Consider the following 14,592-nt stretch of genomic DNA (forward strand, 5'->3'; position numbering starts at 1 on the left):
GCCATTATCCCGCGAGATCGAAGTCAGCTCCCAGTAGACGCAGCTTGGTGATGAAGTTCTCGTACCCGCGGCTGATGATTCCCACGTTGCTCACCGTGGAGGTGCCTTCGGCCGTGAGGGCCGCGATCAGGTGGCTGAAGCCGCCACGCAGGTCGGGAACCTCGATGTCGGCGCCGACCAGCTTGGTGGGGCCGGCGATGACGGCCGAGTGGTTGAAGTTGCGCTGACCGAACCGGCACGGGTGCCCGCCGAGGCATTCGCGGTGGATCTGGATGGTGGCACCCATCTCGACCAGGGCGTCGACGAAACCGAAGCGCTGTTCGTAGACGGTCTCGTGCACGATCGACACGCCGTGGGCGTGGGTCAGCGCGATCACGAGCGGCTGCTGCCAGTCGGTCATGAAGCCGGGGTGGACATCCGTCTCGATGATCACGGGCTTGAGGTCGCCGCCCGGGTGGTAGAACCGGATGCCGTCGTCGTGGATGTCGAACGCGCCGCCGACCTTGCGGAAGACGTTGAGGAAGGTGAGCATCTCGGCCTGCTTGGCGCCGCCGACGAAGATGTCGCCGTCGGTGGCCAGCGCGGCCGCAGCCCAGCTGGCAGCCTCGTTACGGTCGAACAGCGCGCGGTGCTGGTAGCCCTGGAGGCTGTCGACACCCTCGATACGGATCACCCGGTCGGTGTCGACGGTGATGATGGCGCCCATCTTCTGCAAGATGTTGATCAGGTCCATGATCTCGGGCTCGATGGCGGCGTTCTTGAGCTCGGTGATGCCCTCGGCGCGCACGGCCGTGAGCAGCACCTGCTCGGTGGCGCCGACGCTCGGGTACGGCAGCTCCACCTTGGTGCCCTTGAGGCCGTTCGGGGCCGACATGCGGATGCCGTTGGGCTGCTTCTCGACGACGGCGCCGAACTTGCGCAGCACCTCCAGGTGGTAGTCGATGGGGCGATCGCCGATGCGGCAACCGCCGAGGTCGGGGATGAAGGCTTCGCCGAGGCGGTGCAGCAGCGGGCCGCAGAACAGGATCGGGATGCGCGACGAGCCGGCGTGGGCGTCGATGTCGGCGTAGTGGGCGCTTTCCACGTCGATCGGGTCGAGCATCAGGCTGCCGGGCTCGTCACCCTCGGTGACCTTGACGCCGTGGGCCTCGAGCAGGCCGCGCACGATGCGCACGTCGCTGATGTTCGGCACGTCGCGCAGGATGCTCGGGGTCTCGCCGAGGAGGGCGGCGACCATGGCCTTGGTGACCAGGTTCTTGGCCCCCTTGACCTCGATGCGACCCACCAGCGGGCGACCGCCGCGGATCGTGATTTTGTCGCCCATCAGGCCCACATTGGCTCCGTGGCTCTGCGCGTTGCCGCGTTCTGCGTTGTCCTGGAGGTTCTCGCGGACCTGCTCATTTTCACCGACGATGATCACAAATTTACCTGCCTTGCGGGGAGAGTGCGGGGGCGCCAAGGCTCCCGGTGGGATTCGAATTCTGCGATCCGCGCTTCGTCACGCAGGGTGAGGCCGATGTCGTCAAGCCCTTCCAGCAGTCGCCATCTAGTGTATTCGTCGACCTCGAATGAGACTGTGAGGTCGCCGACACTGGCAGTGTATGCAACCAGATCCACCGTCAGTTCTATTCCGGGTTCGGCCTCGAGAACGCGCCAGAGGGTCTCGGCGTCTTCCTCGCTGATCTGGCCCGCGAGCAGGCCTTGCTTGCCCGAGTTGCCCCGAAAGATGTCGCCGAACCTGGGGCTCAGCACAACGTCGAAGCCGAAGTCGCGGAGGGCCCAGACGGCGTGTTCCCTGGAGGATCCGGTGCCGAAATCGGCGCCGACGACCAGGACCTTGGGGTTCTTGTACGGTTCCTGGTTGAGAATGAACTCAGGATCCTGCCGCCAGCCGTAGAAGAGCGCGTCTTCGAACCCGGTCTTGGTGACGCGCTTGAGGAACACGGCGGGGATGATCTGGTCGGTGTCCACGTTGGAGCGGCGCATCGGCACGGCCACTCCGGTGACGGTGGTGAATTTCTGCATGAGGTGCCTCCTACAGCTTCACGGCGAGATCGGCGGGCACGGCGTTCGCGGGGATGGTGCCGTCCTGCACGAGGTCCCAGGGGCTCGACAGGGTGCCGCGGATGGCTGTGGCCGCGGCCACCAGCGGGGAGACCAGGTGGGTGCGTCCGCCCTTGCCCTGCCGGCCCTCGAAGTTGCGGTTGCTGGTGGAGGCGCACCGCTCCCCCGGCGCCAGCTGGTCCGGGTTCATGCCCAGGCACATCGAGCAGCCGGCAAAACGCCACTCGGCTCCGAACGCGAGGAAGATCTTGTCGAGCCCCTCGGCTTCGGCCTCGATCCGCACCCTGGCGGACCCCGGCACCACGAGCATCCGCACGCCGTCGGCGATGGACTTGCCCTTGATGATGTCGGCGGCGGCGCGGAGGTCTTCGACGCGGCTGTTGGTGCAGGAGCCGAGGAACACCGTGTCGACGTGGATGTCCTTCATGGCGGTGCCCGCGGCCAGGTCCATGTACTCGAGGGCTCGTTCGGCGGCGCTGCGCTCGTTGGCGTCGTCGATGTCGGCCGGGTTGGGCACGGTGTCGCTCAGCGACACGCCCTGGCCGGGGTTGGTGCCCCAGGTCACGAACGGTTCCAGGGTGTCGGCGTCGAGCACGACCTCGGCGTCGAAGGTGGCGCCCTCGTCGGTGGCCAGGGTGTCCCAGTACTCGACGGCGGCGTCCCAGTCGGCGCCGGCCGGCGCGTGGGCGCGCCCCTTGAGGTAGGCGTAGGTGGTGGCATCCGGCGCGACCATGCCGGCGCGGGCGCCGGCCTCGATCGACATGTTGCAGATGGTCATCCGCCCCTCCATGGAGAGGGCGCGGATAGCGCTGCCACGGTATTCGAGCACGTAGCCCTGCCCGCCGCCGGTGCCGATCTTGGCGATGACGGCCAGGATGATGTCTTTGGCGGTGACGCCGGGGCGCAGGGTGCCGTCCACGGTGATCGCCATGGTCTTGAACGGCTTGAGCGGCAGCGTCTGGGTGGCCATGACGTGCTCCACCTCGCTGGTGCCGATGCCCAACGCCATGGCGCCGAAGGCTCCGTGGGTGGAGGTGTGCGAGTCGCCGCAGACCACGGTGATGCCGGGCTGGGTCAGGCCCAGCTGCGGGCCCACCACGTGCACGATGCCCTGCTCGATGTCGCCGAGCGAGTGCAGGCGGATGCCGAACTCGGCGCAGTTGCGGCGCAGCGTCTCGATCTGGGTGCGGCTGGTGAGGTCGGCGATGGGCCGGTCGATCGCCAGGGTCGGCGTGTTGTGATCCTCGGTCGCGATCGTCAGGTCGGGCCGGCGCACCGGGCGCCCGGCCAACCGGAGACCGTCGAAGGCCTGCGGGCTGGTGACCTCGTGCACGAGGTGCAGGTCGATGTAGATGAGGTCAGGGGTGCCGTTCTCGCCCTTGGCAACCAGGTGCTTGTCCCAGACCTTCTCGGCCAGGGTGCGGGGTCGGGACCCCTGGATTACTGCGTTAGTCATGTTCGTGCGTCTTCCTCGGGAACGGTAGCAGCCAACGAAAAACTCCGCGACGGGTGAGGCCTTTAGATTCGGGACTCGTCGCGGCACAGAAGAAGAAGTCGACGTTGCAGCACACCTCAGGCTAACACTGCCCGCCTGAGACCGCCTCCTCAATCGATCGGGGCCGCAGAGCGGGCCGGGCAGCAGTCAGCCCCTGGAGACCTCGACCGGGAACTCGCCGAGCATCAATCGCATACCGGGCAGCACCGGCGTGCGGATGCCGGGCTCGAGTTCCACCCTGATCCCGTCGGCGCCGATCAGGCTCACGCCGTTCGTGGAGTGCAGGTCGGTGACCGACAGCTCGTCGTCGGCATTGAGTTCCACCAGGGCGTGCGACTTGGAGACCGAGAGCGCCGGGTCGACGACGCTGACCATGGTGGCGGCGCGCCGGGTGACCGGAACCGGGTCCCGGCCGAACACGAGCGACCCGGTGACGGGCATCCGCTGGCCGTCGGCCAGTCGGAGGCTCCACCCGGTGACGATGCCGGCGGGTTTCGCATCGGCCGGGTGGGCCGGCGCAGCGGCGCGCGGCGGCACCGGCGCTTTGCCCAGCGGCGCCGGCACGAACGCCGGAATGGCCACGACCGCGGGAGACGGACCCGTCGGCGGTGCGGCGTCGCCGGGCTCAAACGCCGGCGTCACCGGGGCGGCGTGCGTCGGCGGCACCACGACGAGTGGCTTGGCGTGGTGCACGCGCGCTGTCGACTGGTCGTCGTTGTCGCTCGTCGGAAACATCCCGGGTGGGGGAACGATGAAATTCGGCTTATCCACGGCGCAACTCTACCGGCGACCCCGCGTGGCGGCACGGCTGCCGCGCACGTTGACCTGGCTCCAGTCGCGTTTGGACCGCAGGCGGAAGCGGCTGAACAGGCGGCGCAGGCGGCCGGCGGATGCCCCGGCGGTGTCCAGCGACGCCTGAGCCTGCACCCAGGTGCTCTCCACGACCTCGTCGTCCACGTCGGTGCCGCCGAACACGGCGCTGTCCACAGCGTCGGCGACGGGAACCAGGTGGTGCGAAGCCACGAACGCGGCAGTGTCGACGACCTCGATCGTCGGAGCGTCGGTGCCCGCATCCATCGATGCAGGCGCCTCTGTGCCGTCGGTGCCGGTCGCTGCGGTCTCGTCATTTCCGGCGACCCGGTTGCGGGGCTTCCGCGGCTTCCGCGGCTCCGCCTGGCCCGCCAGTTGTGCGGCGAGTTGCGCGTCCAGGCTCAGTGCGACCTGGCGGCGGGTCGAGTCCCGTGGCACCTCGAAGCCGAGCTCGGCGAACCCGTCGGTCAGCTCGGACCAGGCGCCTGCGGCACGCTGGTCGCCGGTGCCGCTCGTTCGGCGCAGGCGTCGGCGCCGGGACTTGAGCGCGGCCACGATGAGCAGGGGCACGCCGAGCAGCAGCAGCGGGATGCCCAGAACGCCCATGATCGCCCAGGCCCAACCGGGCAGCACGAAGTCCTTGTCCTGGTTCTCGTTCTTGGTGTCGTCGATCTCCACGGCCGTCAGCAGGTCGTCGGCCTCGTTGTCCATCCGCGGCGGCTGGCGCACCTGCGGTTGCGGCTCGGTCTTGGGCTTGGGGGTCTGGTCCTGGGGCACATCTGTCTGGTCCGGGGTGGGGTTGAACGCGACCCAGCCGATGCCCTCGAAGGCAACCTCGACCCAAGCGGTGACGTCGGTGCCGGTGATCTCCACGCTGGTCGCGTCTTCAGACACCTCGGGGGCGAATCCCATGACCACTCGGGCGGGGTAATTGAGGCTGCGCGCCATCAGGGCCATCGCTGCGGCGTACTGCTCCTCGTCACCGACCATCTGGGTGCGGGTGAAGAGCTCGTTGAGCCTGTCGGCGCCGTGACCGGCGCGGGAGGGGATGCCGTCCGACGCCAACCCGTGGCTGAGGAAGCCCTTGGTTTTCAGGGCCTGTTCAATGGCGCGCAGGCTGTCGATCGGGGTGTCGGTGCCACCGGAGAACTCGATGGCCTTGGCCACCACGACGTCGGGGATGTTCTCCACGCTGGGCAGGGTGACCTGGGCGACGGGCACGTCCGTGAGGTCCTCATCGCGGTACGTCTGCTGAAGCATGGCCGACATGGTGTATTCGTAGCCGGGCTGAACGCCGTTCGTGAGCACGGCGGTGCCGCTGTCGGCGTTGTAACGCAGGTTCTCTGCCTCGGCTTGGCTGTCGGCGTCGTCGAAGTCGACAGTGGTGGGGTACCCCACCCCCGGCAGCCAGACGTCTTCGTAGCCGACGACGTCGATGGTGACCGTGCTGTTCTGGGCGCTGGTGACCAGCGGCGGCTCGGGGATGGTGCGTCCGACCAGGCGGAAGCTGCCGGACCCGTTGACCACGCTCTCGGCGGCGGCCACGTTCCACAGCTTGCCGTCGTACGCGTCCATGCTCGCCAGACGTAGCACCTCACCGGGCTGGAGACCGGTGACGGTGAACAGGGGGGTGTCCGCGAGGGTCTTGGTGTACTGCCGGAAGCCGGACAGCGGGCTGGAGAACTCGAGCGGGTCGAAGGGCGGCTGGATCTCCTCGCGTAATACGAAGCGGTCCTTCGGGTCGGGGGCCAGGACCCCGCCGACGAGGGCGCCGATCAGGATGGCGCCCAGCATCAGAGTGGCGGTGCCGAGCAGTTTTTTGCGGAGCAAGCGGCTCCGGCCGGCGGCATCCGCGCCCTGCACGCTGGTGCGCCTCCAGCCGACCCAGACGACGGCGATGACGGCGAACGCCACGCCGCGCAGGCCGGCGAAGTAGGTCTTGTCGGTACCCATCAGGATGCCGATCAGGTAGAGCAGCACCGGCCCGATGAGCAGGATGCCGGTGCGCCAGGCCGTGCGGCGACGCCCGGGCAGCCAGCGGCTGGCCAGCATGGTGCCGACCATGGCCACCAGCCAGGCGGCGAAGTACGGCAGGACCGGCATGTAGTACGGGGCCTCGACCGGGGTGCCGAGGGTCACGATGTCGGCCCAGCCGAAGACCGCGCCGAGTGCGAGGCCCGCCGTGGACGCGATGCTGGGCAGCACCCCGATCAGCGCCTCCCCCGGCATCGTGAACGGTGTGCCGAGCAGGAAGTAGAGCAGGATCGCGGCGAGCACATTGGTCACCACGCCGAGCCGCAGCATGTAGCCCAGCACCGCGGCGCCGGTTCCCACGATCAACCCGCCCAGGCCGGCGACCAGGAAGTTGTAGTCGCCGAATGACGTCTCCAGGCCCAGGACGCCGAGGAGGGACAGCAGCGACAGCACGGCGACGTCGGTCCAGCCCGTGCGGGGGAACGGCCGGAAGACCAGCCGGGCCTTCGGCGTGCCCGCCGCGGTCGTGTCTGCCCCGGCCGGCGCTGACGCCCCGGACTGGGTCGTGCTGCGGGGCGTGCGTGTGAAGCGGCTCATCGGTGGACCCGTCGGAGAAGTTTAGGCAGGTCGGCGAGATCGCCGATGGTGAGGACAGTGAGGCCGGACACCGTGGACAAGCGGGACTGGGCCCCGGGTTCCATCCGGAACGCGAGGGTCGTGGCGTCCTTGCCGAACAGGGTTTGCGCGGACCTGAATTCGGTGAGGTCGATCAACGAACCGGCGATCACCATGACCACGCTGGGCGGGGGAAGGCGACGGGTGGCGGCGCGGGCGAAGTCGCGCAGGGTCGCGAAGACGTCGCTGACGGCCTCGATGCGGGAGGAATCATCCAGCAGGGCCACCGGGGTCGCTGTGCGCAGGGCGATCTTCTCGCTGACCACGCTGAGCCCGGTACCGTCCCTGATCACCTGCAGCGCCAGGGATGCGGTCACCGACACGGCGAGTTCGAACTCGTCCTCCGAGGCGTAGTAGCGGGAATCCGCGGTATGCACGATGGTGAGCTGGGTGCGCCGGGTTTCCTCGAATTGCCGCACCATCAGCTGACCGGTGCGCGCGGAGGTTCGCCAGTGCACATTGCGCAGGGCGTCGCCGGGTTCGTAGGCGCGGAGGGCGTGGAAGGAGATGTCGTCGCTGGTGATCTTCTTGGTGATCTCGCCCTCGAGGTCACGCATGAGGCCGGCGGCAGATGACGCGATGCGCGTGGTCACCGGGTGCACGAAGAGCTCCACCGCCTCGGTCCAGCGCACGATGCGGCGCAGCAGGCCGAGCTGGTCGCCGCGCACCGAGACGGCGGGACCGGCGACGATCACGGCGCGCCGGTGGGTGGGCACGGCGAAGAGCTCGTCGTGCTCGGCGGCCGGCGCCAGTCCGGGAATCACGAACTCGGCCAACCCGCTGCCGACGGGCAGCTCCATGCGGGCGGGCAGCAGGGCGCGTTCGCCCGAGTTGGTGACCGTCATCTGGCCGAGCGCCCGGCCTCCGGCCACCACCCGGTGCGGGTTGAGCTGCAGGTCGACGGTGTATGTGGCCCTGCCGACGATGAAGGGGATCGCCACGAGGACCGCGGCGAGCAGGGTGGTGGCCAGGTAGGTGAATTCCACCCAGCCGAAGGTGATGCTGAGCGCGTAGGAGAACACGGAGCCGACCAGGACGAGCCGGCCGGCCGGGCCGATCACATCGGTGACCGGCCGGATCCGCTGCGCCACGAGAGCCAGCACCTGACGCAGCAGGCGCCAGGCGTTGCCGGCCCCGGCGCCGAGCGCGCGCCCCAGCGACCTCAGGGCGTGTTCGGCCGGTGAGGTTCTGCGGGGTGCGCGTTCGGTGCGGGGTTTCATGCGGCGCGGAAGGCGGGCGGTGCGACCTCGACCAGGATGCGGTTGACGATGTCTTCTGCGGTGACGCCGGCGAAGTCGGCCTCGGGGTCGACCATGATGCGGTGGGCGAGCACGGGCACGGCGAGGTCGCGGATGTCGTCGGGGGTGACGAAGGTGCGGCCCTGGGACAGCGCCCAGGTCTTGGACGCGCGGGCGAGGGCCAGGGCGCCTCGCATGCTCACGCCCAGGGTGGAGGACACGTCGGTGCGGGTGGCGGTGACGATCTCGTTGAGGTAGCCGAGCACGGCGGCGTCCACGAAGACCTCCGAGGCGAGCTGAGCCATGGTCACCACCGAGCTCGAGGCGATGATGGGCGTGATGCCGGCATCCCTGGCCCGGTTGGAGGAGTCGAGCAGCAGAGTGACCGCAGTGTCGTGGTCGGGGTAGCCGAGCGAGGTCTTGAACAGGAACCGGTCCAGCTGGGCTTCCGGCAGCGTGTACGTTCCGGCTTGCTCGACGGGGTTCTGGGTGGCGATCACCATGAACGGGCTGCCAACCTCGTGGCTGACGCCATCGACGGTGACCCGGCCCTCTTCCATGACCTCCAGCAGGGCGGACTGGGTCTTGGGGCTGGCCCGGTTGATCTCGTCGGCGAGCACGATGGAGGCGAAGATCGGTCCCTTGTGGAACTCGAACAGGCCCTTGCCCTGGTCGTAGATCGTGACGCCGGTCACGTCGGACGGCAGCAGGTCAGGCGTGAACTGGATGCGCGAGTGGGTACCGTCCAGGGTGTTGGCCAGGGCCTTGGCGAGCACGGTCTTGCCGGTGCCAGGGAAGTCCTCGAGCAGCACGTGCCCGTTGGTGAGCATCGCGGCGACCACCAGACGGATCACGTGCTCCTTGCCCAGGATCGCCTGTTCGACGTTTCCGGCAAGCTTGCCGAAGGCCTCGGCGAACCAGTCTGCCTGTTCCTGTGTTACTGCCATGTGTTTTTCATCCTTATCTTGACCAGTTCTGAACGTCGCTTTTTTTGCCGTCCACGGTGACATATGCGTTGCTGAAGCCGCAGTAGCCGTTTGTCCCCCGATAACTGCCGTTACCGTCAGCGCCCACCGAGATGTTGGGAGCTGTAATGAGCGATCCGCCGTTGCAGTACAACACCGTGGCGTAGCTTCCGGCTGGCCAGTCCCGCAGGTCGATGTTGTAGTACGTGGTGCCCTGGAGGGGCCCAGGGTTGCCGCGGGTCAGAATGATCGTCTTCGCCGGTGCCGGTTTGGGTTGCGGCACGGCGACGTCCGAGGATGTCCATGCTCCACAGTCGCGGGGATTACAGGCCTGCACCCGGAACTGATACGGCTGATCGACGTTGCCCGACGCCGTCGCAGACCTGCCGCCGGTCGAACCGTTCGAGGCATTGCCCTGAATCCACTGGTAGTTGTAGCTTGTCACAGTTCGACCGCCGTCACTGGCGGGCGCCGCCCAGGTGAGGCTCAGCTCGCCGGTGCCCTGGCCCGGTGCCTTGAGAGTGGCCGACGCGGGCGCTCCCGGCTTGCCGTACGGTGTCACGGTGGCGCTCGCGGCCGAAGCCGTCGAGTCCCCCATGGCATTGCGGGCAGTCACTGTGAAAGCGTAGCCGGTGCCGTTGTTCAGGCCCGTGATCGAGTGCTTGCCCGCGCTGGTCACGGTCTGTGAGCCGCCGGACCACCTGATCGTGTAGTCCACGATCGGCGAGTTGTTGGACGGCGGCGCCGCGAAGGTCACGCTTGCGGTCGTGTCGCCCTCGGCGGCCTGGGGTTGGTTGGGTGCGTCGGGGTTGTTTCGGATCACGAACGTGACGCGGGCCTGGGTTTGCCTGGCCGGGTCGCGGGTGGCGTCTTGGATGGCATAGACCACGGTGAGGGTTCCGGTGGCGCCAGAGCCGGTTTTCACGGTCACGTCGGTGGCCGTGTGGCTGACCGATGCGGTGCCGATCTGCTGCTCGATCTTGGCGGAGAGTACTGTGAGTGGCTTGCCGTCCTGCGCGAACGGGTTGTAGTCGTTGTCGAGCACCGGAACGGTCACCGTGGTGCTCGGCCGGGTCTCGATTCCGGAACCGTTCGGCCCGGCGTCGTCAACGGCCTGCGGCAGCGGACGTGTTGAGGACACCACTGTCACATCGACGGAGCCGGGGATGGTGAATTCCTTGTAGGTGACGGTGAAGGTCAACCGCACCTTGGTGCCCGGTTGGGTGCCCAGGGGCGCCGAGACCGACAGACTGGAGCCCGAGATCGACGCGGCGACATCCGCCGTGGCACCCGCTAACCCGTTGTACTGCAACTGCTCGATGATGGCGGGGTTCGGGTGTCCGCTGGAGGAGCGCAGGTTCACCACCGTTGCGGCCTCGCCGGCCTGAACGGTGGCCTTGGGCGGGGTGAACGTGGGCGCGACATCCTCGAAATTCGGGTCGCCGACCGTGATCGGAATCGTCAGGGTGGCCTGCTGGGTGCCGTCGGTGACCACGAAGGTCACGGAGGCCGGACCGCGGTAGTCCCGCGCCGCCACGAAGCTGAGGCTCGTACCTCCGGCCATTGCATTGGACCCATCGCTGTTGGTCGCTGACGCGCTCACCAACGATGCCGGCTTCCCTGAGGGGACCTCGACGATGTCGCCGAGGTTCCAGGACTTGGAGCCGTTCATCTTCACGACCTGAGGACCGATGTCCTTCAGGAACGGGGCAGCGAACTCTTCCTCCGCCGTAGGCGCGGAAGAGGGGTTTTCTTGTTCCGACGTGGGCTTGGGCGGCACGATGATGAATGCCGTGGCGCTGAGCTCGTCGAGCTCGTTGGTGAGCCTGTAGGCGATCGCCTGCCGCTTGGTGGTGGGCTCGACCCGCACCGTACCGTTGGCCTGCAAGGCGCCGTTGGCCGCGTTGGGCCCTTCGAGGCTGATCACGAGGTCTTCGATCAGGCCGCTCGGGTTCTCGGCGCCGTCCAGCACGTTCACGTCGATGAAGGCGTTCTCCACGATCTCGTCGGGCTCGACGAAGTGATCGATCGCCACCGGGTACTGCGCCTTGGCGTCTTCGGTGACCTTCACCTGCACGAACGCGGTGTCCGCGCCGCCGTGCCCGTTGGTGATCTCATAGCGCAGCGTGTACGTGCCCTCTTCGGCCGGAGCCTCCACGATCACCCGGGCACCGTCCACAGTCGCCGTGATCCCGGGGTCCACCTCGGGCAGCTTCTTCGACAGGGTGAGCTTGTAACCGTTGGGGTCGGAGTCGTTCAGCACCACCGGAATCGACCCGGCACGGCCGGGCTTGATCTCGATCGCGTCATCGATGGCGTTCGGCGCCAGCAACTCCACCGGACGCGCAATCACACCAATCCGCACCGTGCCCTCGGCGGTCGCACCGATCGTGTCTTCCACCTGATAGGTGAACGTATCGGTGCCCGCCGTGCCGGGGTAGGCCTCGTAGACGAAGTAGTCGCTGCCCTGGTCGACGATGCGGCCCAATTCGGGCGCACTGGTCACGGCGATCAGGTAGACGGAGTCGCCATCGGGGTCGATGCCGTCCAGCGGCACCTGCACCTTGATGGTCGACTCCGCGAATGTGCGCATGGTGAGCGGAAGCGGGGTAGGCGGGCGGTTGGCTGCGACATCGGGGCCGACGACGGTGAATCGCACAGTGGCGGTGGCAGTCTCCAGGTATGCGTCGGTGATGCTGTAGGCCACGCTGTACGCACCGGGTTCGGCAGGGGCTTGGAAGCGCACCTCGTTGCCGGTGACGAAGGCCAGGCCGCCCACGTTTTCGGTGGCGCTGAGGTCGGGGACGACGCTCATGGTGGCGGAGTCGGGGTGGTAGTCGTTGTCGAGCACCGAGACACTCACGATGTCGCCGGCGCGAACGCTCACGGAATCATCCACCGCGACGGGCGGCTGATGCTTGATCAACGGCGGCACCGGAACCACCGTCACCCCCGCGGTCGAAGAGCCCTCACCGTCACTGATCGTGTAGGTGAACTGCACCTGCTGCGTCAAAGCGGCGGATGCCGTCACCCGCAACACCGTGTTCGTGAGAATCTCGACAGTGACCAGGTCGTCGGTGCTACTCAGGTCCACCGACTGCACCGCCAGCACCCGGCCCGACGGTGACACGTCGTTATCGAGCACCGGAATCGTCACCGGCTCCGCCGCCCGCAAATACGCGGTGTCCTTCACCGCGATCGGCGGCAACACGTTGTCCGGGCTCTCCACCACATCCACCCGGATCAGGCCCACACTCGAGGTGGCGCCGGCGCCGAGGCTGTAGGTGAAGACGTAACTGCCGGCCTTGCCCGAGGACACCGCCACAGTGCCGCGCTCCAGGTTCGCCACCGCGGTGAGGTCCTTGGGCACCTCGTTCACCCCGATCAGAGCCAGCGGGGCACCGGACGGGGTCACATCGTTCTTCAACGGTTCGATCAGCGCCGTCTCCCCCACGAACACCGTCGTGAAGTCCGGCGTGCCCACCGGGTTCAGGGTGCCGGCGGCCTTCACATCAACGGTGAGCACACCCGTGGCGGTCAAGGTGCCGTCCGACACGACGAACTGCACCTCCTTCACACCAAGCTCAGCGGTCTTCGACTCGAAGGTCACAAAACCCTCCGGGCCAAACCGCACCCCGTCACCGGTGGTCGGCGACGCCGACACCAGATAAATATCGTCACCATCCGGGTCGATCCAGTCCGAGAGCACGTTGTAACTCACGATCTGGCCCTGCTCAACACTGATCGCCCCGGCCCGGTTCGACACCGGCGCCAGATTCTGATCCAACGGACGCATCGTCACATCCACCTGCGCCTCAGCCACCGCACCCCGGCCATCAGCCACCGTGTACCGGAACGACACCGTGCCCGCGACAGTCTCAGCCGGCGTGAACTGCAACGCCCGCCCACCATCGATGAAATCCAGACTGCCCTGCGACTCCGAAAAACCACTCACGTTCGTCACCGTGAGCACATCACCATCAGGGTCGGTATCGTTCTCCAACACCGGCAACACCGTGGTCTTACCCGGCCGAACCCCATAACCGTCATCGCGCGCCAACGGCGCCCGGTTAACATTCGTGCGCTCCGCCAACGTGTCTTCAAAGGACTGCTGCGCAGCCTTCTCAGTACCGTCCTCGGCTTCCTCCTCCTCAGGAGGCGTCACCTCTTCCCAGTTCTCCACCAGGCGCATATTCGAATCAACCAACCACACATTGCCGTTAGACAGGTTGTTCAACGCGATCACATCGCGATTCACCCGAAACTCCAACACCGACCCCTGCGTAGGCTGCTCGATGGTTTCGGTCACGACCGCGGCACCATCGCAGGCGGCAAGGTAACGCTGGGCGCCGGCCCACGCGCCGTGCGCACACCCGTTCAGCCAGACCGGCGCCGACACGGCAGCCGGGTCGGTGATGGGGGTCTTGATGGATGCGTCGACGCTCTTGACCTTGCCGCCGTCCAAGGGCACGTCCAGCAGCGCGTCACCGGTGGCGACGAGCACACTGGCGTTCTCGGCGCCGGACTGCTGCAGTTTGAGGGTGCCCTTGGGCACCGTCAGGTTTTCACCGTCGACGACGACCCGGTCGTTCTCGGGGTCGAGCAGAACTGCCTTCTCCCCCACCGCGGCGATCTGGAACTCGCCCAGCTTGGGCAGGTCGCTCTCGACGGGATCGGAGGCGTCGTCGGACGCGGGGTCGTAGGTGTAGAGGGTTTTGTCCTTGGCGGACGCGCCGAAAACCACGCCCTCCGGGGACACCGCGATGTGGCCGCCCTTGCCCAGGCTCAACACCGGGTCGGTGGCCGTGGGATCAAAACTCAACTCACCGGCCGCACCGATCACCCAAACATCGCCGGTCGGCGCCATCACCGCCAGGGAATCACCGCCGTACACGACCTCGGACCCCGGCGTCACATCCACCCGTTCGCCCAAAGTGGTGAATGCGGGATCCACCCGCTCGATCGACCCGACACTGGAATCGATCAGGAACACGTCGTCGCCGTCCTGCAACACATCGAACGCCGTCGACGCGGCATTGACCGAGCCGTTCAACTCCTCGATCTGCCGGTTCAACCGGCCGGCCAGCAACTGCTTACCGTTCGTCACCCACACGTCCCGGGCCGCGAGGTCGACATCCGTCACCGGAAAACCCTCGTGCAACACCGCAAACGTCAACGGCACACCGGCCAGAACAGACAACACCACGACGGATGCCGACACCCGGCGCCCACGCAGCCACGAACTGAGGGTCCCCACCCGTTTTCCCCTCGTGTGTTGCCGGTGTGTTCCTAGGAGACACCGGCCTGGCAGACCGTGCGCGTCATCCGCTATTGCGGGACGTTTGGCACTGGCTCCTGACCGGCTCTTACG

General features: G+C 67.4%; 8 protein-coding genes. All 8 read right to left on the reverse strand.

All coding sequences use genetic code 11. The features are described 5' to 3' along the window. Positions 1-4 precede the first annotated feature (4 nt). Positions 5-1,324, reverse strand: coding sequence for a UDP-N-acetylglucosamine 1-carboxyvinyltransferase (gene murA / locus ACEN2M_RS02550; protein ID WP_441646623.1), 1,320 nt, complete (start codon positions 1,322-1,324; stop codon positions 5-7). A gap of 92 nt (positions 1,325-1,416) precedes the next feature. After that, entirely contained in the window at positions 1,417-2,025 is a 609-nt protein-coding gene (gene leuD / locus ACEN2M_RS02555; protein WP_104166779.1) for a 3-isopropylmalate dehydratase small subunit, read from the reverse strand. 10 nt (positions 2,026-2,035) lie between these two features. Continuing rightward, positions 2,036-3,520: a 3-isopropylmalate dehydratase large subunit gene (leuC, locus tag ACEN2M_RS02560; RefSeq protein WP_441646534.1), complete on the reverse strand. Its 1,485-nt coding sequence runs from the start codon at positions 3,518-3,520 to the stop codon at positions 2,036-2,038. 186 nt (positions 3,521-3,706) lie between these two features. Next, positions 3,707-4,330, reverse strand: coding sequence for an FHA domain-containing protein (locus ACEN2M_RS02565; RefSeq protein WP_441646535.1), 624 nt, complete (start codon positions 4,328-4,330; stop codon positions 3,707-3,709). Between the two features lie 9 nt (positions 4,331-4,339). Further along, positions 4,340-6,940 (reverse strand): transglutaminase family protein, encoded by a 2,601-nt coding sequence (locus ACEN2M_RS02570; RefSeq protein ID WP_441646536.1) that lies wholly within the window; start codon positions 6,938-6,940, stop codon positions 4,340-4,342. Next, positions 6,937-8,238 (reverse strand): DUF58 domain-containing protein, encoded by a 1,302-nt coding sequence (locus tag ACEN2M_RS02575; RefSeq protein ID WP_441646537.1) that lies wholly within the window; start codon positions 8,236-8,238, stop codon positions 6,937-6,939. The genes ACEN2M_RS02570 and ACEN2M_RS02575 overlap by 4 nt, the downstream gene beginning before the upstream one ends. Beyond that, positions 8,235-9,203, reverse strand: coding sequence for an AAA family ATPase (locus ACEN2M_RS02580; protein WP_174776994.1), 969 nt, complete (start codon positions 9,201-9,203; stop codon positions 8,235-8,237). The genes ACEN2M_RS02575 and ACEN2M_RS02580 overlap by 4 nt, the downstream gene beginning before the upstream one ends. A gap of 13 nt (positions 9,204-9,216) precedes the next feature. Further along, positions 9,217-14,478 carry an Ig-like domain-containing protein gene (locus ACEN2M_RS02585; RefSeq protein WP_441646538.1) on the reverse strand — a complete coding sequence of 1,754 codons (5,262 nt, stop codon included), beginning with the start codon at positions 14,476-14,478 and terminating at the stop codon, positions 9,217-9,219. Between the last annotated feature and the right edge of the window lie 114 nt (positions 14,479-14,592).

The sequence above is a fragment of the Cryobacterium sp. W22_MBD10_FK3 genome (genome assembly GCF_052113745.1).
Lineage (GTDB): Bacteria > Actinomycetota > Actinomycetes > Actinomycetales > Microbacteriaceae > Cryobacterium.

Excerpts from the sequence above, each read along its gene's own strand:
- ACEN2M_RS02575 (WP_441646537.1), bottom strand. The coding sequence starts at position 8,238 with ATGAAACCCCGCACCGAACGCGCACCCCGCAGAACCTCACCGGCCGAA.
- leuD (WP_104166779.1), bottom strand. The coding sequence starts at position 2,025 with ATGCAGAAATTCACCACCGTCACCGGAGTGGCCGTGCCGATGCGCCGC.
- leuC (WP_441646534.1), bottom strand. The coding sequence starts at position 3,520 with ATGACTAACGCAGTAATCCAGGGGTCCCGACCCCGCACCCTGGCCGAG.
- ACEN2M_RS02580 (WP_174776994.1), bottom strand. The coding sequence starts at position 9,203 with ATGGCAGTAACACAGGAACAGGCAGACTGGTTCGCCGAGGCCTTCGGC.
- murA (WP_441646623.1), bottom strand. The coding sequence starts at position 1,324 with ATGGGCGACAAAATCACGATCCGCGGCGGTCGCCCGCTGGTGGGTCGC.
- ACEN2M_RS02570 (WP_441646536.1), bottom strand. The coding sequence starts at position 6,940 with ATGAGCCGCTTCACACGCACGCCCCGCAGCACGACCCAGTCCGGGGCG.